General features: G+C 70.4%; 20 protein-coding genes. 8 read left to right on the top strand and 12 right to left on the bottom strand.

The window, feature by feature from the left end:
• The first annotated feature begins 93 nt into the window (after positions 1–93).
• The gene (locus tag ACSMXV_RS08340; RefSeq protein ID WP_473177065.1) at positions 94–612 is read left to right on the top strand and encodes a hypothetical protein; all 519 of its coding nucleotides are present in this window, start codon (positions 94–96) and stop codon (positions 610–612) included.
• A 309-nt stretch (positions 613–921) separates the two neighbouring features.
• Here the strand turns inward: ACSMXV_RS08340 and ACSMXV_RS08335 are convergent, their stop codons facing one another.
• The 3 genes from ACSMXV_RS08335 to ACSMXV_RS08325 form a co-directional block, all read right to left on the bottom strand.
• Entirely contained in the window at positions 922–3,225 is a 2,304-nt protein-coding gene (locus tag ACSMXV_RS08335; RefSeq protein ID WP_473177064.1) for a NucA/NucB deoxyribonuclease domain-containing protein, read from the bottom strand.
• 380 nt (positions 3,226–3,605) lie between these two features.
• On the bottom strand, positions 3,606–4,313 hold the full coding sequence (locus ACSMXV_RS08330) for a MarR family transcriptional regulator (RefSeq protein WP_473177063.1): 708 nt from the start codon (positions 4,311–4,313) through the stop codon (positions 3,606–3,608).
• Positions 4,314–4,525: 212 nt separating this feature from the next.
• On the bottom strand, positions 4,526–5,311 hold the full coding sequence (locus tag ACSMXV_RS08325) for an extensin (RefSeq protein ID WP_473177062.1): 786 nt from the start codon (positions 5,309–5,311) through the stop codon (positions 4,526–4,528).
• Between the two features lie 101 nt (positions 5,312–5,412).
• Between ACSMXV_RS08325 and ACSMXV_RS08320 the strand changes: the two genes are divergently transcribed.
• Positions 5,413–5,916, top strand: coding sequence for a hypothetical protein (locus ACSMXV_RS08320; protein WP_473177061.1), 504 nt, complete (start codon positions 5,413–5,415; stop codon positions 5,914–5,916).
• 334 nt (positions 5,917–6,250) lie between these two features.
• On the opposite strand, the gene ACSMXV_RS08315 is transcribed toward ACSMXV_RS08320, so the two are convergent.
• From ACSMXV_RS08315 to ACSMXV_RS08280, 8 genes are all read right to left on the bottom strand, one after another.
• A complete protein-coding gene (locus ACSMXV_RS08315) occupies positions 6,251–7,192 on the bottom strand; it encodes a C40 family peptidase (RefSeq protein ID WP_473177060.1) in 942 nt (313 codons plus the stop codon).
• The gene (locus tag ACSMXV_RS08310) at positions 7,189–8,181 is read right to left on the bottom strand and encodes a replication-relaxation family protein (protein ID WP_473177059.1); all 993 of its coding nucleotides are present in this window, start codon (positions 8,179–8,181) and stop codon (positions 7,189–7,191) included. The genes ACSMXV_RS08315 and ACSMXV_RS08310 overlap by 4 nt, the downstream gene beginning before the upstream one ends.
• Before the next feature lie 17 nt (positions 8,182–8,198).
• On the bottom strand, positions 8,199–10,589 hold the full coding sequence (locus tag ACSMXV_RS08305) for a type IV secretory system conjugative DNA transfer family protein (RefSeq protein WP_473177058.1): 2,391 nt from the start codon (positions 10,587–10,589) through the stop codon (positions 8,199–8,201).
• Positions 10,586–12,415, bottom strand: coding sequence for a VirB4 family type IV secretion system protein (locus ACSMXV_RS08300; RefSeq protein ID WP_473177057.1), 1,830 nt, complete (start codon positions 12,413–12,415; stop codon positions 10,586–10,588). Before ACSMXV_RS08300 ends, ACSMXV_RS08305 begins: the two co-directional genes overlap by 4 nt.
• On the bottom strand, positions 12,415–13,323 hold the full coding sequence (locus tag ACSMXV_RS08295; RefSeq protein WP_473177056.1) for a PrgI family protein: 909 nt from the start codon (positions 13,321–13,323) through the stop codon (positions 12,415–12,417). The genes ACSMXV_RS08300 and ACSMXV_RS08295 overlap by 1 nt, the downstream gene beginning before the upstream one ends.
• Positions 13,324–13,327: 4 nt before the next feature.
• Entirely contained in the window at positions 13,328–15,256 is a 1,929-nt protein-coding gene (locus ACSMXV_RS08290; RefSeq protein ID WP_473177055.1) for a TrbL/VirB6 family protein, read from the bottom strand.
• Positions 15,253–15,585, bottom strand: a complete 333-nt coding sequence (locus ACSMXV_RS08285) for a pilin (protein WP_473178862.1) — start codon at positions 15,583–15,585, stop codon at positions 15,253–15,255. The genes ACSMXV_RS08290 and ACSMXV_RS08285 overlap by 4 nt, the downstream gene beginning before the upstream one ends.
• Positions 15,586–15,949: 364 nt before the next feature.
• Entirely contained in the window at positions 15,950–16,708 is a 759-nt protein-coding gene (locus ACSMXV_RS08280; RefSeq protein ID WP_473177054.1) for a hypothetical protein, read from the bottom strand.
• A gap of 108 nt (positions 16,709–16,816) precedes the next feature.
• Here ACSMXV_RS08280 and ACSMXV_RS08275 point away from each other — a divergent pair, with 108 nt between their 5' ends.
• From ACSMXV_RS08275 to ACSMXV_RS08260, 4 genes are all read left to right on the top strand, one after another.
• Positions 16,817–17,020, top strand: a complete 204-nt coding sequence (locus tag ACSMXV_RS08275; protein WP_473177053.1) for a hypothetical protein — start codon at positions 16,817–16,819, stop codon at positions 17,018–17,020.
• 134 nt (positions 17,021–17,154) lie between these two features.
• Positions 17,155–17,802 carry a hypothetical protein gene (locus tag ACSMXV_RS08270; RefSeq protein ID WP_473177052.1) on the top strand — a complete coding sequence of 216 codons (648 nt, stop codon included), beginning with the start codon at positions 17,155–17,157 and terminating at the stop codon, positions 17,800–17,802.
• Positions 17,799–18,686, top strand: coding sequence for a TRM11 family SAM-dependent methyltransferase (locus ACSMXV_RS08265; RefSeq protein ID WP_473177051.1), 888 nt, complete (start codon positions 17,799–17,801; stop codon positions 18,684–18,686). Before ACSMXV_RS08270 ends, ACSMXV_RS08265 begins: the two co-directional genes overlap by 4 nt.
• Positions 18,683–19,390, top strand: coding sequence for a recombination directionality factor (locus ACSMXV_RS08260; protein ID WP_473177050.1), 708 nt, complete (start codon positions 18,683–18,685; stop codon positions 19,388–19,390). The genes ACSMXV_RS08265 and ACSMXV_RS08260 overlap by 4 nt, the downstream gene beginning before the upstream one ends.
• Here the strand turns inward: ACSMXV_RS08260 and ACSMXV_RS08255 are convergent.
• Entirely contained in the window at positions 19,387–19,794 is a 408-nt protein-coding gene (locus ACSMXV_RS08255; protein ID WP_473177049.1) for a CoA-binding protein, read from the bottom strand. The two genes, ACSMXV_RS08260 and ACSMXV_RS08255, sit on opposite strands and share 4 nt — an antisense overlap.
• A 166-nt stretch (positions 19,795–19,960) precedes the next feature.
• Here ACSMXV_RS08255 and ACSMXV_RS08250 point away from each other — a divergent pair, with 166 nt between their 5' ends.
• Together ACSMXV_RS08250 and ACSMXV_RS08245 are read left to right on the top strand one after the other, a co-directional pair.
• Positions 19,961–20,266, top strand: coding sequence for an MFS transporter (locus ACSMXV_RS08250; protein WP_473178861.1), 306 nt, complete (start codon positions 19,961–19,963; stop codon positions 20,264–20,266).
• Positions 20,253–20,846, top strand: a complete 594-nt coding sequence (locus tag ACSMXV_RS08245) for an MFS transporter (RefSeq protein ID WP_473177048.1) — start codon at positions 20,253–20,255, stop codon at positions 20,844–20,846. The genes ACSMXV_RS08250 and ACSMXV_RS08245 overlap by 14 nt, the downstream gene beginning before the upstream one ends.
• Positions 20,847–21,124: the final 278 nt, after the last annotated feature.

The raw sequence follows: 21,124 nt of genomic DNA, 5'->3' as shown, positions 1-21,124 counted from the left end.
CAGGCCACACGCCGCCCTCGCCCACTTGCCCGTACGAGCAGGCCACCTACGGCCGCCGGTGCCACGCACCCTTCGAAAGATAGGACCCCCACCATGGCAACGCCGGACCTGCACGACCACCGTGCCTTCGTCCACCAGATCCTCGTCCACAGCCGGTTTCTGCTGGAGCACGAAAAGGACGACACCTGTCGGCCCCTGGCCGAGCTCCTGACCCTCGCGACCGAGAGCATCTGCGACCAGCACGCCAGTTGGCTATCGGCGCACCACGCCGCATGGCTCGAGGCCGAGGCCGCCTCGCACCTCATCACAGTCGCCGGAGGGCACACCACCGGGCTGACCGATCCCGCTCTGCCGCAACAGCTGGCCCGCCTCAGCCAGCACACTCGTGCCGCCCGACTGCGCCTCCTGGCAGTCGCCGTACGGCTCACCGACCCCGACAGCCCGGCCGCGAGCCGCACCGCACGAATCCCCAAACAGCGCGCTACGGCGCAGTCCCGCCTGCTGTCAGAAGGCATGCCGGGCCGTCGGCAGGCCGAGCCCTGCCCGTGTGCCTGCAACAACGGTGGCTCCTGCGGGGGCTGCGGACATGCCGGGTGCGGAGGAAGGCGATGAACGGCGCTCCCCTACCGGGTCATGGCCGTACGTCGCAGTCGAGCCTCGGAGGGCCCGCAGTGGAGCCTGGGAGTGACGACGCCGTAGAGGCCGAAGGCAATGAGCCGCACGTGGACGTCGCCGACCCCGCGCACCGGCACCGTACGGTTGTGCGCGTACCGATGCGGTGTCGCAGCCGGTGCGCCGTCCGGAAGTGTCCCTGCGGCGTTGAGATTTGACCGAGCTGTCGGGTGTCCGACCCGGCTCGGCGGGGGTCCGCCGCGGCGCGGTGGGTGCGCGCCGCGGCGGTGATCTCCGTGGGGGTGTCGGTCAGGGTGACTGCGGCGTCATACACAGGCTGGTGCCACTGCCGCTGGTCTTGAACCCGAAGCTCGGGCCGTCGGCCTCGACCCAGTGCTTGAGCGGCAGCACGATGTACTGGTCCCCGTCCTCAATCCCACAGTTGTTGAGGAACTGCTGGATGTCGTTGCCCTGCACCGACCCCTCGTCCTTCGGCACCAGCTTGGTGTCGGCCATCGTGCCCGAGAGGTCGCCCGCCTGGTCCGTCGAGTGGAAGGGGAACTCGTCGCAGACTGTCGGGTCCCCCGTCTTGCGCCCCAGACATTGGCTGCCCGGATTCTTGACAGGGCTGTAGTACCAGCCGTGCTTGAATCCCGCCTCGTCGGCGATTTTGCCGCCTTGGGAGTACTTCGGGGCGTGCCAGACCTCGCGCTGCAGGCCCGGGTACGGACGGCCGTCGAGGTTGGTCATGGCGTCCACGATGTGCTGCCCGGTCTCCGGCATCGGCTTGTTGTTGTAGGCCTTGGCCCCGGGCACGTACACGGCGATGCCTTCGTCGCATCCGGCGAGCCCGCCCACGTTGCCCTGCTGGGCGGCGCAGGCGTGGTCGATCGTGGCCTTGAGCTCCGAGTCACGGGCACCGTCCCAGCCGTAGAGGAGGTCGTGCCGGATCGAGAAGTCCAGCGTGGAATCGATCACTTCGCCGTATATCTGCAGGCTGGTGAACCACTCGCCGTCGCTCAGCCCCCAGTTGTCATAGGCCTCGAAGTCCGTGAGGTAGTCGATCGGGTACTCGAGGAGGCCGCCGACGGCGATCGTGTCGGGGAAGAGGAGGGCCAGCAGCGATCCCAGCGCCACGCCGATGCCGATGGTCGCGCCCGAGGCGCTCCCCACGGTCACGACGAGCCAGTAGACGAAGGATCTGGAGACGACCTGCTTGGCGATCGTGGGCGCCGCTTCCCGTACCGGCGTGATCACCACCGCGCAGGCACCCTGCACGCACCAGGCATACGGCTGGACCTTGGCGTTGTCGTCCGCCGAGGCGATCACCGGGCCGCCGCCGGACGGTGCCACGCTGCGGAGCAGCTCTGTGACGTCGTCCGAGCAGGTGAACACCTCGTTGCCGGACGGCGGTAGGTGACCGTCGACACAGTCGCTGTCCGCTGCGGTGTAGCAGCCGGCGAAGAGCTCGGTGCTGCCCGCGGGTACCGTCACGCTGCCGCGCCCGCCGGCCGTGATGTAGAAGTCGCCGCCCTGCCCGGCACACTGCGAACTCTCGCTGGCGGTCCGCTCCGTGGCGGCGGGGCTCACCTCGGGCGTGACCGTAGTGGTGGTGAACTCGGCGGTGAGGGTGCGCGCCACGGAACCGTCGGCGGCCACCTCTTCCACTTCGAGGATGTACGAGGTGGAGTCCTCCAGCGACAGCACCGGATAGCTGACCGTGGAGTCCGCGGTGCACGGGTCGGCCGGCTCACCCTCGGCGTCCTCGCAGTACTGCCCCAGCTCGAACTCCTCCATCTCCTCGCCGTCGAGCGAGACGCGGTAACGGGTGCCCTCCGCGACGCTTTGCGGGCTCCACGTGGCGGTGGCCGCGCCCTGCTCCGGCGCGATCTTCAACTCGCCTTCTGGGTCTGGCGGCTCCGGGGCGGCCTCGGTGGTGAAGGACACCGTGGCCGGCTTCTTGGAGACGTTGCCGGCCAGATCGACGGCGACCACGGAGACGGTGTGACTGCTCTCCGGCTCGAGGCCTGTGATGGTGTGCGAGCGGGTGCCGACGGTGGTGCGCTGCGGCTGACCGCCGTCGATACTGATGTCGTATCCGGCGAGTCCGTAGTTGTCGGTGGCCTCGCCCCAACTGACCTTCGCGGTGGTGTCGGTGACCGCGTCGACGGCCAGGCCCGGCACGTCGCTCGGCGGCAGCAGGTCGATCACCTTGATGGTGCCCAGGATCCGCGCGTACCGCTTCGGATCCCGCTCGGCGCGGGTGCACAGCAGGTTCTCGCCGAGCTCCGGCGGGCGCAGAGCGGTCTGCCAGGACGACGCCCACGCCGCCTCTCCCTCCGGCGGCGGGCCCACCGTGAAGGCGGTGGTGGTCTTCGAGCCCACGGAGACGTCGACCATGGTGGCCTGTTTGTGCAGTACGCCGCTGACCGTGATCTCGCCGCGCTCGTCGACCGCGAGCTCCGTTCCGTCCGCGGGCTGGTCGAGGCGGATGGACGCGTGGTTCTCGTTCCCACCCCCGTTGCCGTCCTCCGAGGGCGGTGTCATACCGGCACACGCGGCGGGCACCGGCGCCGGCTCGTCGGCGGCCGCCTCGTCGGCCGGCAGGTTCACTAACCCGATCGGCACCACGAGCGAAAGAGCCAGAGCCGCGGCACGCAGGCTCCGTCTGAAGTAATGCTTGCGCACAAGTCCCCCGTTATTCCTCTAGCCGGGCAATCGAGGCCGACTGTAAGCCTGTTTGCGTGTACCTGTCACTAGCGCCGAACGTCGGGGAGCGCCGGCGCCCAGGTCTCTGCCGCCGTTCACTACACGGGTCGACCCGGCTTGTGCCGCCGTGCCCGGCCGCTGCGTCGACGGGCCGTCAACCGGCCGACCGGATAGGGATGTTGAGCGCGGTCGGGCACTTCACGGCCATGCGCCGTCGCCGGTACGAAGACGGGCCGGGCCGGTCCCGCGTGGTGCGGGACCGGCCCGGCCGGGTGCGCGCGGTGCTACCCGGCGGGAGTGGACGCGGTCAGCCGGTAGGTGCGGGGACGATCACTGACCTGCTCGGCGATCTTCTGCTTGGTGAGGGTGACCAGGGCGTTCGCGATGGCTCCCGAGCTCCTCTCGATCACGCGGCTGATGCGCGTGGCCGTGAACGCCTCGCCGGGGTGCGCCCGAAGGTGCCCGATGACCATCTCCCGCAGTGCGCCGGGCGCGAGCCGCCCCCTGTGGGCAGGAGCGGGGGGCGTGGGCGGCGCCGCCGCGGCCTGCGGCTGGGCCTGCTCTGACGCGCCGGGGGCCTCAAGCTTGTCGTTCGCTTCGATGGTCGCCGACTCTTCCGGCGAGGGCTGGTCGGTCGAGGCCTCCGTGTCCTTCGTCCTTACGCTGTCCACAGCTGTGGATTCCGTCGTGCTGGAATCGCAGACGCTGCCGGAGGGGTTGCGGAACCAGCGGTCGGGGATGCGTCGCGCTCCGTCGTGTCCGCCGGGCTCGCGCACGGTCAGCCCTCGCTCCTCAAGGGCGACCAGGGCCTTTGCAGTGGTGGATCGGCCGATCCCGGCGGCCAGGGCGAGTTCGGCGACCGTGACGCCTCCGGTGAGGCCGGTCAGTTGGGTGTAGATCGCGGCAGGCGCACCGGTCAGCTCTGTCGGCGGCTCGGGCTCGGACGTGGGCGTGTTGGGCAGGGGCAGGACGGGGGTGGTGTCGTCGGACATGGTGGGGTCCTCGATTCCTTCTACGAGAGCGGAGGAGTAAGGCCCCCGGCCGGGGCACGACCGCTCAGAGCGGTCGCGGGTGCTCGTCGGGCGCGTGCGCATCGCGGGTATCCCGATCGGGCTCGTGGACCATGGACGCTCGCGAGCGGGTGACAAGTCAAGCGACCCGGCGATTGCGATCCGCTCGATCGCTGCAGGGGTATCGGCGCTGGTCACGGGTGTGGATGTGGGCTGGCGCGGCGGCGGGCGATGAGCTGGGTGCGGATCTGCCGGGCTCGGTCCGGACCGATGTGCAGATCCTTGCGCAGCCGCCAGATGCTCACAGGCCGACCGGTTGCCGATCGGGCCGCGTCGTCGAGCCTGATCGCCCGATCCCACACGTCGCGCCCTACCGGGGCGTCCGGGCCGCTGTCGCCCCCGACCCTCTGGTCGGCCATCACGGGTGCGACGGGCGCGCAGTCGGCTGTCGACGTGGGTCCAGCGGCCCCGCTGCGACCCGGTAACACGGGTGCCGGTGCCGCCCATTCGCCCGAACCCGCAGTCAGGTCGAGCGATCGGGCGGATCCGTCGGTCCGTGGTGTGGTTGCGTCTGGGAGGGAGTCGCGGTCGATGCGTCCCGTCCTGGCGAGGAGCGGCGTCACGGTGCGCCTGTAGGCGGCGATGGTCTCGGTGAGCAGGATCAGGAGCACGGTCGGCACGCCATGCAGGATTACGCCGGCCAGGTCGGCGCGGATCGGCCATCCGATCTGTCCGTCGGGCCAGATCGACGTCCACGTGTTCATCAGCGTGGCGGCGATCCCCGCAAACCAGCGCAGCGCCGCCGACCACATGGGCGGGCGGAGCCCCCAGGCGGCCAGACGTGCGTCGGCGTACAGAACCGTGGCGAGGGCCAACGCCACCATGGGATCCAGCAGGATCGCGATCCCTGGAAAGACGCCTTGCTCCACTGCGAAGAGCGTCACGTTGACCGCCGTGAAAACGAGCGCGAGCCCACCCACACAGGCCAGGGCGCGCGTGAGCGCCGACAGCAGGGCCCGGGCCTCGGCAGGAGCAGGCGGGGTCATGAGCGGCTCGGAAGGGCAGACGGGCCGGAAAACCGGTGGGCGGCCTGGGCGTGGGAAGCCATGATGGGCGGGTGATGGTCTTTCGCTGCCGCCGCTGTCACGGAGAGGTGACGGGCGCCGTGCGTGAGGTGCCGCTGCCCGATCCTGACTGCGCTCCTGTTCCGTACGAGATGAAGGAGGGCGAGGAGTGTCCGCCGCGGATGCTGCCGGGCACTTTCGCCTTCGACCCGCCCTCCGAAACCGCGCAGCGCGCCCTCCCCACATCGGACTGGGAACCGGTCGTCTTTCCTGCTTACGCCGACCTGGAGGGCATCGTGCTGGCGCGTGCCGACGTCCGGCATGTCGAGTACACCTCCAAGCACGGTCGGCTGAACGGGTGCTGCGGGCTGGACGGTTGTGATGGACCGAACTTGGTCTGCCGTTGGTGTCAGGCGGATATCGCCACGGAACGCTCGGACTGCTGGACGCCGCAGCAGGTCGTGCTCGTTCCCGCGGCGGTGGAGATCGTTCTCGCCGCCGAGGGCAGCAGCAACGACTGAGCTTGGCATCGAACTTCCCTGGTGGAACTGGGCGTTGTAGGTCTGGGCATGGGATGGCTCCTGTGTACGTGGAGCGGCGTGTTGCGTACGATGAGCGTGCGGAGCGCCGCCCGGCATCGAGGACCGGGCATCCCACGAGCCGGGGGTGGAAGGTGCGTGCCCGATGGGTCTCGGACTGGCGACCACGGTCGCCGGGGGGATCTACGTAGCGACCGTTGCGCTGTTGGCGCTCGTCTCGGCCTTCGCGCGCGATCCCGCCCGCAGGCGTGAGGCCCGCAGCACTCTGGTCCTGCTGGTGCCCGGCCGTGAGGCCCAGGATGCCGCCGCCGCTTCCTCATCGGAGTTCACCTCCTTGCCCCAGTGCGGGGCGGGTTGCGCCCTGGAAGTCGGCACGTCGGGCGAGTTCGATGGCGCGTTCTCGGACCACCGCGCCGGGGCGGGGTGCGTCGATCATGCGACCCGGTGCGCTGTAGATGCCGACATGGGTGATGGCACGCGGGCTGGTACCGAAGAACAGCAAGTCTCCCGGCGCGAGCGGTGAGTCGGCCGGGATGCGAGGGCCTGCGTCGTATTGGGCCTGAGCGACGCGAGGCAGCCTGATGCCGACCGCCCGGTAGGCGGCCTGGGTCAGGCCGGAGCAGTCGAAACCGCCGTCGGCGGGTCCGTCGCCGCCCCACACGTAGGGAGTGCCGAGCTGGGCACGGGCGAAGGCAACTGCCCTGGCCGCGGCAGCCGTCGGAGCCGGGGCGACAGCCGCGTACTCGTCGGCGACCTTCAGGACCTGCTCCACATACGTGTCGCTGTGGTTGTAGTGCCAGATGGCGCGGCGCACGTTGCGGCCGTTCTTCGCGCCGTTCGCGCAGAGGAGTCGTGCCGCGGCGTAGACGGCGTCGACTGGGTCCCAGGGGGTGGGCGGCTTCTTCCCGCCGGGCGGTACCGGATGCGCGTACGCCTTGAACGTGGACGGGATGAACTGCATGGGCCCGACCGCGCCCGCTGTTGACACCATCGTCGGGTGTCGTGCGTGATCGGACTCGACCTTCCCGATCGCGGCCAGGATCGTCCATGACAGGCCGGGGCACTCCGATGCCGCCCGCTGGTAGAGGCCGAGCATGTACGGCGGGATATCGGAGAGAGCGTGCTTGCTGGGAGATGCCGACGCACCTTCGCCCGGCAGCACTGCGGAAACCAGCGCGACCACGGCGAGTACGGCGAACATGGGCAGCGCGAGAACCGCGCAGCCTGTCCCGACGGCTGCCTTCGCGAGCAGGCTCATGATCCGGAAGCTGAAGGCCGCGGCGGTGTCGGCCGCCAGGGCAGAGAGGTGTGCTGCCCGGGTGGCGGCATGATCGTCTCCGGGGTGAGCGCGGGCGTGAGGCCAGGCCAGCGGGTGGCGAGTTGGGAGAAAGCGAGCCGTCCCGCTACGGCACTGGAGGCGAGGGAAGGACTGAGCGGGAGCCAGGCAGGTCCCGTCGGGGCGGCGAGTTGGGCGTTGCCGGTGGCGATGGGAATCTCGAGCCGTTCGGCGGTGTCGGCCAGGCGGTGGCGCAGGGCGGCTTCGCGGCGCGCGGTTGACGTGTGGATGAGCAGCGGGGTGCGGGTGCCGGTGGTGGTGGCCAGGGCGGCGTAGCCGGGGAGTTTGGCCTCGAGGCGGGCGAGGTTGTACGAGCCGGTGTCGTACTCCAGGAAGAACGGCAGCAGGTGGTCGTCGTGGCCGTGGTGGGCGTATGCGTCGGGGCGGATCCAGTCGCCCCACAGGCGGGTGGCGGAGCGTTCCGAGAGCCATACGGGAAGGTGGGCATCGGTGGCGAGGCGGACCAGGAGGGTGTTGACGCCGAGCGCGTGGTCCAGGGTGGGGGAGAAGGCGATCCGGGCGCAGGCGTCCTTGCGCCAGCCGGTGGCGGCAAGGTCGACGCCGGCACGGGCGGCGAGGAGTTCGGCGCCGGCTTTGCCGAGCGTGTAGTGCTCGGGTGCGGAGCCGGACTGCCGCAGGGGGCGGAAGGAGTCGACGACGCCCATCATGTACAGCTCGCGCAGGCGGCGGTTGGCGGTGCGATGACCGGTGAAGGCGAGCGCGGTGATGTGGTGCGAGGTGAGCACCTTGTGCTCGTGGAGCATCTCGACCAGCCACACATCGCGTGGGGTGAGCCGGGCGGCGAGCTGGGCCAGGTCGGTGCGGGCCCGGTTGGGTTGAGCGGGGCGGCGACGGCGTACGGCGGCGCGGGGGACGTAGCCGGGGTTGGAGCCTGTGGTGGGCGTGGGCATGACCATGTCCTCCTGGTTCAGAGAGGCAGGTGGGCGGAGCGGCTGGTGGTGCCGCCGACGCGGGCGGCTGCCGCGGCCCGCAGCTCGGTCGAGCGGCCCGGCGTCGCCGGCGGGAGCGAGCGGGTGGTCAGGGTGAAGGCGGCGGTCTCGGCGCCGGAAACGAGGAGACGGGCGGCGGCCTGGTAGGGGCCGAGATGGGCCAGGTCGTGCGCGGCGAGCGTGGGCAGGGTGTGGCGCTCCAGAGCGGTGGCGTCTTCGGGGGACGCGTTGAAGAAGACCTTGTTGCGCGCGTTGGCGGAGATGCCTTCGCGCAGGTCGCGGGGGAGCTGGGCGAGGTGCTGGTGCGCGAGGACCATGGACAGGCGATAGCCGCGGGCCTCGGCGAGCATGTCCTCCAGCGGGTAGGGGAGAGTGAGGAAGTTGTGCGCCTCGTCGACGTACAGGCCGGCGTCGATGCGGTCGCGTTCGGGGATGCGGGCGCGGGCGGCTGCGGCCTGCCAGGTCTTGGCGACGATGAACGAGCCCAGCAGCCGGCAGGTCTCCTCGCCGAGGGCGCCTTTTGGGAGGCGGGCGAGCAGGATGCCGCCGTCGAGGACGTCACCGAGGTGGAAGGTGGACTCGCCCGAGGCGATGGCCTGGCGGGCGAAGGAGCGCAGCAGGAAGGCGCGCAGCTTGTTCATCACCGTGCCGACGACCGCGGCGCGGGACGGTTCGGACAGCGACTCGTACCAGCTCCAGAACCCCTTGAGGACCGGGTCCTTGATGGCGGGGATCACGCGGAGGCGGTAGGCGGACTCGCCCAGCAGGCGGGGGATGTCGGCGAGGGTGACCAGCCGGTGGGTGGTCTGGGCGTGGCGTAGGAGGGTGAGGCAGGCGGCGCGCATGACGTCGTCGGTCCTGGGGCCCCAGAAGGCGGTGAAGATCCGGCGGAAGATGCCGGTGATGTTGTCGACGACGACGTCGATGTCCGCGCCGTCCAGGACGTTGAGGCACGGCGGGACGTGGGTGTCGTCGGGGTCGATGACGACCAGTCGGTCGGCGCATGAGAGCGGCAGGCGGTGCAGGAGGTCGGTGACCAGGTCGCCCTTGGGGTCGATGACGACAGCGCCGCGCTTTTCGCGCACATCCTCGAGCACGAGTTGCGCGATCAGGGTGGACTTGCCGGAGCCGGTGGCGCCCATGAGGTGCAGGTGATGACAGGCGTCGGGGACGGCGATTCCGACGCCGCGGCGGATGCCGGTGTCCGCTGCCCCGAGCGGCTTGACCCCGTCGCCGGGAAGCGGGACGGCGGGCGGGGGTGCCACGGAGCGGGCCCCGGCGCGGGCCAGGCCGGGGGCGTCCGCGTCGGCGGGCAGGTGCGCGAGCGCGGCGATTTCGGGCACGCAGAGCAGGTCGCCGCGGTGCGGGAAACAACGTGCGGTGAGCGTGGGGTGCGGGTCGCGCAGGCGGTGGCGGGCGAGCCAGTTGCGGGCCGCATAGAGCGAGAAGGCGGAGGCGAGGGCGTGGGCTCGGCCGCGCAGCCGGTCCTCTGCTGCCTCTGCCTTCGGCGGGAGTGCGACGGCGTAGCGGATGTGGACGTCCCACTGGGGACCGGTGAGTTTGCCGACGCTCTGGCGGACCTCGGCCCCATGGGAGGGGTCCAGAGAGGTGGCGGTGGTGCGCTGCGGTGCGTGGGAGAACAGCCGGAAGAGCGCTGAGAGGCGGGGCGCGGTTTGACCCGCCTTCAGGCGGCGTGCGGTGCGCTTGGCGCGGCGCAGCCGCGCTCCGGTCGCAGGCCGGGCGAGGATCTGTACGAGGGCGTGCTCGCCGTCGGCCATGCCGGTGGCGGCCTGGAGCAGGGCGCGCAGCGGATCGCTCTTGTGGTCCGTACGCAGTGGCAGGACCTCGGGACGGGCCAGGCTTAGGCGTCCGGCTGTGCACACGTGCGCGGCAGGAAAGAGCGGTTGGGCGTCGGTGACGGCGGTGTGAGCGCCCGGCCAGGCCGCCTCCACCGCGCGGCGTACGAGAGCGGTGGGTACGGAGCCGGGCAGCCACAGCCGCACCGTCAGCCCGCCGCCGTCCCAGGCGTATTCGAACCCTACGTGGGGTTGGCCGTGCCGCAGCCGCTGATGCCACGGGCGCAGCAGGCCCGCAAGCTGCGCCCAGAGCACTTCGCCGCCCTTGTCGGGCACCGTGGGCGGCGCCAGGACGGTGACCAGCCGGGCGCCGTCGGTGAGTGCCTTCTGCTGTCTCCTTCGAAGGGCGGTACGCAGGACGTGGGCGCCGACGCCAGACGCGGCCGCGGCGGGAGCGAGCCACGGCCACGCATCGGCGAGGAAGCGCGCGCCGTCGCCCAGCACGGTGTGGAACCAGCGGCCTGGGTCGGTCAGGAACGCGCCGAGCAGCCCGCCCGGCTGGGCGCGGCTCACAGCTCGATGCCCGTCAAGTCAGGCAGCCCGTATGGGTCGCTTGCTTTGTCCTCCTCGGCCTCTTCAGACGCCTGGAGTTCGACGGGATCTGTGGTGATCAGGTCGTGCTCGGTCTCGGAGGCGACCGGGCTGAAGGAGATCTTGGTGCGGCCCGACAGCAGGAGGGCGCAGCCTCTGGGGGCGGCCAGCAGGTGGTGCCGTTCGCCGCGGGAGAGGCGGAAGGCGGCGGCGATCTGGTCGATGGACTGCGGAGCCTGTCGCATCAGCAGCTGGGTGGCGGCATTGGCGACGATGGCCCGGCCGAGGTCGGAGGCGAGGACGTCGTCGGCGTCCTGCGTGACGACGGCGAGTCCGGTCCAGTACTTGCGGGCCGCCTTGGCCATGCGGAACAGGAAGCGGGCCCCGTGCGACTCGCGCATCAGCAGCCATGCCTCGTCCACTACGACCAGACGCCGGCGCATGTTGCCGGTGTGGGCTACCTGGCGCCAGACGGCGTCCAGGGCCAGCAGCATGCTCACGGTCTTCAGCTCTTCGGGGATCTCGCGCAGCGAGAAGACCACCAGGTGTCCGGAGGGGCGGGTGGTGGTCGGGCCTGCGAACATCTGCTGGTGGGAGCCGTGCACGTACGGGTCCAGGCGGGCGGCCAGATCGCCCGCGGTCTTGTCCTCCGTGCCGGTCAGCTGGGCGGAGAGATCACTCAGCAGCGACGCGGGGCGTGACCAGGTGGCGGGATCGGTGGTGATCCCGGCCTGGTGGTAAGTGGCCAGGACGGCCTTGTCCAGGACGGCGCGTTCGGCCGCGGAGAGTTCTCCTCCGAGTAGGACGGTCAGGAAGGTGTGCAGGAACAGCACCCGGCGGGTGAGGGCGTCGGAGTCTTCGCTGGTCTCGTAGGGCAGGTCGAAGGGGTTGAGCCGCACGTGGGGGTCGCCGAGGCGGATGACGGTTCCGCCGACGGCCTCGGCCAAGCGGACGTACTCGTCCTCGGGGTCGATGACCATGGCTTGGGTGCCGGTGAACAGCTGCCGCAGCAGCTCCAGTTTGGTCAGATAGGACTTGCCGGCACCCGAACGGGCCAGGAGGACGGAGTTGTAGTTGTCCTGCGCGAAGCGGTCCCACAGCACCAGTGAGCCGCTGGTGGTGTTGATGCCGTAGAGCACTCCGCCCGGGGCCATCGCCGCGTCGGCGGGCAGGTCGGGGGAGGCGAAGGGGAAGCAGGCGGCCAGTGCCTCGGTGTCGAAGGTGCGCCGCATATTCAACGTGTCGATGCCGAGCGGGAGGGTGGCCAGCCAGCCCGGCAGTGCCCGGTACGTCGCCGGGGCGGTGGTCACCAGGAGGGATTCGGCGATGGAGCGGACGCAGGCCACTTCGTCCGCGAGGTGCTCTTCGCTCTCTCCGTAGACGGTCATGTACAGGCCGAGCCGGAAGAGTCTCCCCTCGCCTCGCGCGAGCCGGTACGCCAGCTCGGCCGCGTCCTGCGCGGCGGCCTCGGTGTCCGGGTCGTCGAGACGGCCGCGGTCCCAGCCGGTGCGGCGGGAGGATTCCAGACGGGCGCGTTGCTTCTTGAGCTGCTGCGCGGCCAGCGCGCCGGCGACGGGTTCGATGTGGAGGGCGACGTCCAGTCGACCGGGATAGGTGAGCAGGGGATCGAGCCAGCCGGGCACCACCTCGGCCGGATAACCGGTCACTACGAGCGTGGCGGCGAGATGGCCGCCGATGGCGAGAGTGCGGGCGTGCACCTCTACGGCGTCGGGGCCGAGCTGGGCCAGGGCGTCGTGGGCGTCGACCGGTTCGTGGGATGCCGTCGAGCGGCGCAGGATACGGAGCATCACACTCCTCCCAGGGGCGTGGCATCGGGGTCGGCGGCGAGGCGGAGCACGTGGGTGGCTGTTCCGGTCTCCAGCGCCGTGACGGTGATCTCGGTGCCCTCCAGCGCACGGGCGGCCTCCGTGATGCGGTGGCCGGCCCGCGCTTCAGCGGAGCCGGAGGGGGACGGTTCGCGGGCGACGAGCAGGACCTGGCGGGTGAGCAGGTCCCGCTCTGCGGCCAGCTGGTCGAGGAAGTCGGCGTGGTCCAGCGCGGTCTGGGCCAGTGCCGGATGCGGGAGCGAGGGCGCGTCCTGGGTGAGTTCGAGGACGAGCGGGGCGACATCCAGGCGGTGGGCACGCACGAGAATCTGGGTAGGTCCAGTGAGGGAGTTGAGCCAGCGGGCGAACGCCTCGGTCAACGCTTGTTGTTCGCCACCGGTACGCAGATGGAAGTTGACTGTGCTGCACACCGCCAGCGCCGCTCTACCCTCCCGCCCGAGGTCCAGCACACCGGTGTCGGTGACCGTACGGCACGGCAGGTGCAGCGCCGCGGGGGCAGGCTGGGCTTGTGCCCGCCAGGGCGCGGGGACGAGATCCGGAAGCGGCAGGACACCGTCGGGTGCGGGTACGCGGCGTTTCGGGGAGCGGTGGAAGCGAACGGCTGCCAGCAGCAGCTGATCCATGCCGATTCCGTCCCGCCGCCCCACCGCGACCACGGTCACGACGACGGCAACCGGGGCGGCGAGCGCCAGGTACGCGAGCGGGGCCATGAACGGGCGCGTCAGCCAGTACCCGCCGTACAACACCAGCCCCCCGACAGCCAGGACGGCCGTCTGCCGCGCCGTGAGCGGACCGAGGATCAGATCGGACTTGCTCACGTCGGCCGGGATACGGGCCGAGGCGACGTACTCGTCATCCAGGTCGGCCATGGGTTCACCTCCGGGAGTGGACTGGGGGAGCGGGTGGTTCGAGCGGGAGGCGCAACTGGACAGGTCGGGCGGGGCGTCTGCGTACGCGGGCGGCGGCGATGGGCAGCGCCAACTGCCGAGCCCTCGGGGGTGTCGGGCTGCTCGCCGCGGTGACCGGGGAGGGCGAGGTGCCAGGTGTGGCCCGCTTTGCGCGGGGGACGCGCTGGGCGGCGATGGGCAGCCCCTGCTGGACCGGCCGTCCCGAGCGTGCAGGGACGCGACTCGCGGGAACCGGCAGGGCCAACTGCCGTCGGCGGCGGGCCTGAGCGGGATGGATCACAGTGCGAGGACCTCCCGGCGAGCGGACTTGTGGAGCGGCAGTGCCGGAGCGGCCATTGGGCTGCGGCCCACGAGGCCTTGGACCTGCCAATAGGGCCGGACCTCCTGCCGGGCCTGGTGTGCCCTGGGCGGGCGGTGGCGTGGCTGGTCTGCCGATGGCGGCGCGGCCTTGGGCCAGAAGGGCTCTGCCACGGCGGATCGCGAACCCGCCGAGACCGCCCGGCGTCGGTCGGCCGCCCCCGCCACCGCGGCCTCCGCCTCCTCGGCCGCCGCCGGGAGGTCCACCCCTGGGCCCTCCGCCGCCGGTTCCGAGACCGCCAGGCGTTCCACCGCCGGCACCACCACCGGGACGCCGCACTATCACCGGGCCGGGCAGACAGGTGTTCATCAGCCGCCACATGGCGACGGACTGGAGCATCCGCAGCGGGGCGGGAGCACGCATGCTCACGGGAGTGGAACGGAAGACGAACTGCAGGCACCAGCCGGGGATTTTGAACAGGATCCAGAACAGGGCCAGACCGGCGAGCATCGTGCCGAGCTGGCTGGGCTTGGGAAAGCCGAGCAGGGTGGCGCCGGGCGCGAAGAACATCTTCAGCGAGACGATGAACGTCATGGACTGGGCGACCTGGATCGTCAGGCAGCCCGTGAGCGCGCGCCACCACATGCGCGCCAGCGGGTCGGTGACGGGGTGGGCGTGGCAGGAGAGTGCCAACGGAGCGGAGACGGCAAGGAGCGCGATGACCGCGACGCGCACGATGTAGCCGATGAGGACCGCCAGGACGAGGACGACCATGACGATGGCGATCAGCAGCAGGTACAACTTCAGCCCGGCGACGCCGAACAACGCGAACGGGATGACCCGCTCCACCAGGCCCTTGCCCGCGTCCGACATGTCGGTGCCCATCACCGCGTGGGACAGAGCATTCGCAAAGCTGATCGCTTTACCCATGACCGTCAGGGACATCGCTGCCGCGATCATGCCGATCAGCAGCCGTGGGGCGATCTGCTTGAGGGCGTAGCGGGTCTGGACGGTCTCGTAGCCCATGAGGGTGACGCCGCCCGCGGTCACGAACAGCACGTAGATCCCGGCCGCGATCTCCAAGGAGCCGGTCCAGAGCCGTTTGATGTCCGCTTGCCGGGTGACGTCCGGCGTGGACAGCAGGGTGTCGGCCAGGAGTTCGCGGACCGGTTGCATGATCTGCTCGACGAGCATGCCGAGGAACGTGGTGATCGCGTTCACGATCATCCCGGGGATGTCGACGAGGGCACCCCAGCCCCATGTGGTGCCCTTGTCGCACTCTGTGCCGGTCGCCTCGCACGCCGGAGGGGTCGGTCCCGGGGCGGGCTCCGAAGGGCTGGGCCGTTCCGGCGCGGGCGAAGGCGGTCCGGGTGCTGGGGTAGGCCCGGGCGCGGGTTCCGGCCGGGGCGGCCCCGTCTCCGGCGAGGGGGCGCTCGGACCGGGACCAGGCTGCGGCTCTGGATCCGCGGGCACTGCCAGGGTGACAAGCGCCTGCGGCACGGCGTCGGCCGACGCGGCGGTCAAGGGACCGACGGCGACGGCGAGGATGACGGCGAAGCCGAACAGCGACGCGGTGCGGCGCACGGGGGCGGTCACTGCCCGCCTCCGCCGTCGCCGCCCGAACCGACGATGCCCTGGAGAATCGTGACGAGGACCGGGGCGAGGATCGCCAGCCCGTAGCCGATCGCCGCGGCTTTCAACGCCCGTTTGGCGGCTTCGACTTCACCTGGGTCGCCGCCTGCCATCAGATAGCGCAGCCCGCCGAAGGTGAGGAACAGGGTTGCCAGCCCGGTGAGCAAGCCGACGATCCAGTTCCGCAGGTTCTCGATCACCTGCGGGACGGTCGCCACCGCCCACGAGATCGGCGGGTCCGACAGGAGCACGGCCGATGCGAAAGCTCCCACGAACAGCACCCGGGCCGCGATACGGCCCGCGCGACGCAGAACAGGTCGGCGGGCCCCTGCCCGCAACCGGCACAGAAACGCGAACACGGACACACACCTCCTACGGGCGTGGCAGACAGCGGGAGGAACAAGAGGACGAGGAGAAGACGAGCGAGAGACTGCTTCGTCCCTGGGGTCGGGCTGGCCCGCGGCAGCGCTTCACCTCCTTCACGTCGAAGGGGAACCGCTGGAGCGGGAGTGGGGCGGATTCGGGTGTCAGCACGAGACGCCGTGCCCGAACCCCAGGGACGATTGAGACACGAGGGCTGCTACGGCACTGCGGGTGCCGCGGCTGCTCTCACTCTCCTAAGGAGAAAGACGGGGCCTGATCGTGCCACCGCTCCTGTCAGAACTCCTGCCGCCCCAGTGCGGCGGCTAGACGCTGTTCGGCCGCGGCCCGGCGCCGGAACGCGGAGCGCACACTCATCCCGACCGCGTTCGCGGCCTCGGCCATGACCTGTCGTTCCAGCCGTGTCTGCGCGATGAGTTCGGCCTCCTCCATGGCGAGGATCCCGGCATCGACGCCCCGCTCCAGCACCGCGTACACCTCCGCCTCACCACCGACAGGAAGAGGCTGCGGGACGGCGTTCTCGTCCAGCGGCACGCGGTTGGTGCGCCGCGCGCGCTGGGCCGCATACAACAGCCGATGTGCAGCACGGTCCCCGGCCCGCAGCAGCCGCAGCCCGACCTCAGGTTCCTCCACCGGAAGAATCGTCAGCTCGGCGGTCACCGCGGCGAGCACCTCCTGCTCCAGCTCACACGCCTCGACCTCTGCGAGCCGCGGCAAGCGCGCCAGCGTGCGCCGCAGTCCGGGAATGGCGAACCCGACCGCGACGGTGCCCCACGGCTCCCCATGCACGGCACGGCGGCGCAAGACCTCACCCCACACCCGGGCACGGGCCTGGCGGGTGCAGCTGGGGTGCACCATCTGCGACCGGACCTGCGCCACCGACAGCGACCCGGCTGCCGCCTTTTCGGTGAGCAGCGATGCTGGCAAGGTCAGCGGCCACGGCGCGGCCGCCAGCGCGAGGAACGCCGACTCGACCTCCTCCAGAGGCGAGAGGGACAGGGCCGGGCGGGCGGGGCGGATGGACGTTGGGCGCATAGCGGGCTCCTTGCCTTGATGCGTGGCGAATCGGACGTCGCCCATCGCGCCAACCGCCCCTGCCGCGGGCCCGCCGCCATCCATCCACGCCCCCGGCAGAGGCCCGCCATGGCCCTGCCGCAGCCCCGCCATGCTTTGGCAGATCTGCCGCTGACCAGCACCTTCGCCGTGAACGGGGGGCAGGAGAAATCCGCCGAAAAAGTTCTCAACCCCCGCTTGCACGGGCGCGCATCGAACCTGCCGCCGAATGCCGACCGGCTTCTCGGTGTGCCGACACGGCCCTCCCGGCCCGCGTGGCAGATCGCGCGCTGACCAGGCCCTTCTTGGGCGTCGGGCATGCGCCACACGAAGAAATCACCCCGACCGCCGGCACGATCGGCCCCCGGAAATCTCCTTAGATAGGCGTCAGCACCACTCGGCGCCCGGCCCGCTCAGCGCGCCCACCCGTGAACAAGCCCCTTACGACGGCGAACTCGTCGCCGCTGCCCACCACCATCTGGCTGCCCGGCCCCCGCGATACCGAGCCCTCGTCGTCCGCCCCATCCGTCCTGCCCGCCTGGGCTATCGACAAGATCCGCACCGAGTTCGCACACCGTCCCGGTCGCCTTCCCGCCCGCATGCTGCGGCTGACCATCAGCGACACGGACTCCGGCATGGACGCCCGCACTCCATGCGCCACGGACCATGCACCGGACGCGCACGCCGACTCGCGCAGCACGTCGTTGATCCTCGCGGAACTCCACCCCGACACCCTCCCCTCCACCGCACCGCGCAGCCACTACGGCATCGACGAGCAAGGTGCCATCGACGACGGCTGGCCCGGCTTCTTCCACCGAGCCCATCGCCTCCTCCGCGGCAACGGCCTCCTGCTGCTGGCCACCCGTCAGCGCCGCGACGCCGACCACCTCACCGATCCGCTCGGCCTGCTCATCGCATCAGCCCGCACCGCCGGGTTCCGGTACCTCCAGCACATCGTGATCGTCCACGGTCACGCGGTCGAAGACCGGATCGTGCCCGCCCCGCCGGACGACGCACCGGCCGGCCTCATCCACTCCGACCTTCTCGTCCTGAGCACAGAACGGAGCCATCTGTGAACAGGCACCCCGTCTCCGTGTGGAACACCGCACCCACCTCCGCCCCCGCTCAGCGCGCCGACCGCTACGTACGCCGCTCCGCCGCCCACCCCGCCAAGATGCTCCCGGCCATCGCCGCCCACGCCATCGCCACCTACACCGAGCCCGGCGATCTCGTCCTCGACCCGATGTGCGGCATCGGCACCACCCTCGTCGAAGCCGTCCACCTCGGCCGCCACGCGCTGGGCACGGAGTACGAGCCCCAATGGGCCTACCTCGCCGAGCAGAATCTCCGCCATGCCGACGCCCAGGGAGCCACCGGTACGGGGTCCGTCTACTGCGGCGACGCCCGAAACCTGTCCGCCCTGGTACCGGCGGAGTTCCACGGCTTGGTCGACCTGGTGGTCACCTCACCCCCGTACGGTGGCAGCGTCCATGGCCAGGTCCGCTCCTCCCGCGAGACAGGCGAGCCCGGCGTGGTCAAGAAGGACTACCGCTACAGCCGAGATCCCGGAAACCTAGCTCACGTCGGCCTGGAGCAGCTTCTGCAAGCCTTCACGGAGATCCTGATCCAGTGCCGCCACATGCTCCGCCCCGGCGGCCACGCCGTGATCACAACTCGCCCCTGGCGCGAACGCGGCGAGCTCGTCGACCTGCCTTCCGCTGTCCTCGCCGCCGCAGAGGCCGCTGGCCTCGTTCCCGTCGAGCGCTGCGTGGCCCTTCTCGCCGGCATCCGCGACGACCGCCTCGTCGCCCGCCTCTCGTTCTTCCAGCTGAAGAACATCCGCGACGCTCGCCGCACGGGCATCCCCCTGTCGGTCATCGCTCACGAGGACACCCTGGTTGCACGTCGGCCGGTAGTGCCGACGTCGCCGCAGCTCCTCAATTCCGGGCATCGACGATGAGAGGGACGGAGCGCCCTGCCTCCAGAGACGGCGTGAAGTATCTGCCAGGGAGTATCTCGGAGCGATTCGTTGGAAGATTCTCCGCCGTTGCTCAGTTTGACGGCCGTCCGGTAGTCCTGCCCGGATGGCGAGTCATTCTGAAGGACCACGTGGTTGCCCGACGGGTAGCGGATGCCCTTGGAGGTACTCCCCATCCGCAAGCCCACAGTGTTGATGTGGTGACAGAGCGAGACGACGTGGCGATCGCCATCGGCACGCCCGATGACATCTCGCTGCGCATGGTCCTGCACAATGGCGACAGCTCCTTGCGCGTCTGTGATGGCTCCACGTTGCTGTCGCCCGACAACGTCCGTGGCAGGCCATGTGGCTGCGCTCCCAGCTTGATGGAGCGCAAGGCTGCTGCAAGGGCGGGTCGTGGGCCGACTCCCGAAATCACCATCGCCTTTCGGCTGGCAGACGCAATCGACCTGGGCTCCTTCGTACTGCTGTCCTCTTCGTGGGATCTCGCTGCATCGATTCCGTCACTAATCACCGTCATGCAGGCTTCCGGCACCCACAGCCCCTGTGAGCTCAGACTCAGGCGAGAGGAGTTCACAACCTCGCACGGGATTTTCGTCACCTACAAGAGGCCAGAGATCTCCGTTATGCCAGCATGGGGGCCGAGCACGGGTGTTGACGTCCGCGATGAACCCGCCATCCGCTAGCGTAGGGAGTTAAGTTCAATCGCCGGGCAGCGGTCCATGACCATGTCGAGGCCCGCGGCGCGGGTCCGTTCGTACGCGGCCTCGTCGATCACCCCGAGTTGGAACCACACCGCCTTGGCGCCCTTGGCCACGGCTTCATCGGCGACCGCGCCGGCGAGCTCGCTGTTGACGAAGACGTCCACAACGTCGACTTCGAAGGGAATGGCTTCAAGGGACGGATAGCCCTGCTCCCCGTGGACGGTCTCGGCTTTCGGGTGTACGGGGACGATCCGCTTGCCGTAGCGCTGCAGTACGTCTGCGACTCCGTACGCGGCCCGCCGCTGATTCGAGGAGAGGCCGACGATTGCCCAGGTGTCGCCGAGTTCGGTGAGGATCTTGCGGACGGTGTCTGTCTCGCTGTGCACGCTGTGCCTCCCATGGGCCGGTTGTTCGCCGCAGGAGGGAACGACCGTCGGCTGCGCGCCATTCCCGGCGGTTCCCAGCGCGTGAGAAGAGGGGATCCAACCCTCTCTCGTACGCAGGTTCGACGCGGGCAGCCTGTTCATCGCTCTCTGCCCCTCCTACTCGTAGATCGGCGTCCTCGCACCGGCCCTGCTGGTCGTTGCCCGCCTGGCTCAGGGCCTGTCCACCGGTGGCGAGTACGCAGCCTCCGCGACCCTGTTGACCGAGTCGGCGCCGCCACGCCGCCGCGGCCTGTTTTCCAGCTTCTGGTACCTCAGCTCCAGCACCGGCAAGATCCGTTGCCTGGCGCTCATCGCCGCCTTCTCCGCCGCACTCGGTGATGAGGCGATGCGGGACTACGGCTGGCGCGTCCCGTTTCTGATCGGCGTGTTCGGGGCACTGGCCGGTTCGTGGGTGCGTCGTGGAGACGCATGATGTGGCCCGGGACATCAAGGACGGCCGCGCAACGCGCCCGCGTCTGTTCGAGTTTCTTCAGCGCCACCCGGGCAAGGCCGTCCAGGTCTTCGGTCTCTGCGTCGGCCCCGCCGTCTGCATCTACCTCTGGACAGCCTTCCTGCCCACCTACGCCGTCGTCACCGCGGGTTTCGACCAGTCCCGGGCGCTGGCCGTCGGCACTGTCGCCCTCGTCTTCTTCGCCCTGATCCAGCCCCTCGGCGGCTGGCTCTCGGACCGGATCGGCCGCAAACCGCTCCTGCTCTTCTTCGCAGCCGGCTCCATCCTCACCACAGTCCCGCTGTTGGGCACCCTCGGCCACGGCACCGGCTTCTGGGGGCTGCTACTGGTGCAGTGCGCCGGCATGCTGGTGCTGACCGGCTACACCGCGATCTTCTCCGCACCTCCGTCGAGCTGTACTCCAAGCGCGTCCGGGGCACCGGCATCCGCTTCCCGTACTCGCTGGCCATGGCCGTCTTCGGCGGCACGGCCCCCACGGTCGGCACCTGGCTGCACAGCACCGGACGCGACGGGCTGTGGTACATCGCCATCTGCGCCCTGATAACGCTCGTCACGGTCCTGACACTGCGTGAGGCCTATCGTGCTCCCCTTGCCGGAGTGACCCCGGTTGCGGGCGGCATATCCCCTGGGAGGTGCCGCCCGCGTTGCGTACGAAGAGCAAGCGGCAGCCGTCGGCGTCGGCCGCATCGCCGCCGGAGCCGTCGCCGTCTCCGAACTCTCGTCGCCGTACCCCGGCCCGGTACCTGCGCAGCTCGCGCCAGCGGAACGGACCGCTGCGCTGGGCTTTCGCGGGTGCTGCGGACGGGGGCCTGATCGCGC

The organism is Streptomyces sp. DSM 42067, assembly GCF_055792885.1.
The sequence above is the reverse complement of the archived record's forward strand: the minus strand, read 5'-3'. Positions and strand labels throughout refer to the sequence as shown.